This window comes from Herbaspirillum autotrophicum (genome assembly GCF_001189915.1).
In the GTDB taxonomy this organism is placed as follows: Bacteria; Pseudomonadota; Gammaproteobacteria; order Burkholderiales; family Burkholderiaceae_D; genus Herbaspirillum; species Herbaspirillum autotrophicum.
Genome location: NZ_LFLS01000098.1, coordinates 1 through 221, shown reverse-complemented (window position 1 = coordinate 221; position 221 = coordinate 1). Strand labels below are relative to the sequence as shown.

The 221-nt window shown below is 58.4% G+C and carries 1 protein-coding gene; it reads right to left on the bottom strand.

Annotated features, from left to right (window positions below):
• A partial coding sequence (locus AKL27_RS26960) for an aldehyde dehydrogenase family protein (protein WP_157057143.1) occupies positions 1-221 on the bottom strand: 221 nt, incomplete at both ends.

Genomic DNA, 221 nt, shown 5'->3' with positions numbered 1-221 from the left:
TTGCCGCCATCCATGGGATTGCCGAATTTGATTGCGCGAGTCTTGGCTACCAGCTTGTCCACGAACTCATCGGCCACGGCCTGATGCACGATCATGCGTTTGATCGCCGTGCAGCGCTGGCCGGAATTCTTGTACGACCCTGATACCGCCAGCGTCGCCGCTTCTTCCAGATCGGCATCTTCCATCACGATGATGGGATCGTTGCCGCCGAGTTCCAGCAC